This window comes from Mesorhizobium sp. M5C.F.Ca.IN.020.32.2.1 (genome assembly GCF_004023105.1).
Taxonomy (GTDB): Bacteria; Pseudomonadota; Alphaproteobacteria; order Rhizobiales; family Rhizobiaceae; genus Mesorhizobium; species Mesorhizobium wenxiniae.
The window spans coordinates 1-1,541 of record NZ_RZSX01001174.1 but is presented as its reverse complement, the minus strand read 5'-3'; the positions used below and the strand labels follow the sequence as shown (position 1 = coordinate 1,541).

The window sequence follows — 1,541 nt, the reverse complement described above, 5'->3', positions numbered from 1 at the left end:
GCCGTAGGCGACGCCGACCTTGATGTCGATGCGACCGAGCTTGTTGCGGTGCGTCCAGTTGCCGACGGCATTGTTGATCAGGTTTGAATTGGGCAGGATCACCGACTGCCGCTGGAACGTCTCGATCTCGGTAGCGCGCACACTGATCTTCTTGACCGTGCCGCTGATGTCACCGGCGACGATCCAGTCGCCGACCTTGAACGGCCGCTCAGCCAAAAGAATCAGACCGGAGACGAAGTTGGAGACGACATTCTGCAGGCCAAAGCCGATACCGAGGGACAGGGCGCCGGCGACAAGCGCCAGATTGGAGAGATCGATGCCCGCCGCCGAGACGCCGACGAGTGCTGCGAGCGCCACGCCGGCATAGCCGACCGCCAGCCGGATTGAGTTTCGCACGCCGGTGTCGACTTTGCCGCGCGCCATCACCGAGCCGTCGAGCCAGCCCTGGAACCAGCGCGTCAGGAAATAGCCGATAATGAAGACAATGATGCCGGTCAGGATTCCGGTCACCGAGATCGTCACCGAGCCGATGGTGAGGCCCGTCGCCAGCTTATAGCCCCAGGCCTGGATGTCGCCGGGCTGGAAGCCCCACGTCAACAGGATCAGCGGCAGGAACACCAGCACGATCATCAGGTTTATGGCGACGCTGACGACCAGGCCGAGCTGGTCGAGCGCGGACTCCTCATAGCTGGAATTGGTCGATAGCCAGCGCCCGATCGACGTGTTGGCAAAGCCGCCTTCCTCGCTGATCGCCCGCGCCGACAGGAAGCCGATATAGGCGGTGACCAGAATGGTTCCGGTGACCACGACTTGCAGCGAGACGAAGATGGCGAGGCCGATATAGCCGAGCAGCGCCGTGGCGATGGTGAAAACGCCGAGCGCGACAGCCGTGTAGCGCAGCCACACCGGCCAGGGGCGCCAGCTTCCGTCGGGTGCCTTGAACGGTTTCAGCAGCCCCATCAGGATCAGGATGACGCCGACGATGATGGTGGCGACAAAACTTCTGGCGATGGTCAGCGACAGCGGCGAGCCCATCTTGTCGTTGACGACCGACAGGAAATTGTTGACGCCGATCACCACCGCCATGGCGGTCGTCAGCCGCACCAGCCAGCGTGCCGGACCCGTTTCAACGGGTATGAGCCGCCAGTTCGGCAGCCGCGGCTCCAGCGCCGCATTGGTCAGCCGGTTGACGCAGAACACCACCGCGATGACGGCGACCAGCGCATTCAGGAAAACGCCAATGTCGCCGCGCAACACGTTGTAGTAGTTGAAAAAGAACACAGTCGAGACGAGAAAGACGCCGACCGCCAGCGTCGGCAGCAATGTCGACCAGAACGCCACCGACAGCCGGCTGAGATAGGACGGATCCTCGACGGAAGGGTCTGCTTCGAAGACACGTCCGAACAGACGCCGCCCACCGACAAAAAGCACTGCCGCCAGGGAGAGCGCCGTCAAGGTCGCGGCCAGCACGGCCTGGAACTTGAACTTGAAGGCGAAGGTCAGCCAGGACGACACCGCCTTGTAGAAGCCGGTAAATTCAC

General features: G+C 62.6%; 1 protein-coding gene. It reads right to left on the bottom strand.

Annotated elements, in window-relative coordinates:
• On the bottom strand, positions 1-1,541 hold a 1,541-nt coding region (locus tag EOA86_RS34070), incomplete at both ends, for a mechanosensitive ion channel domain-containing protein (RefSeq protein ID WP_164892299.1).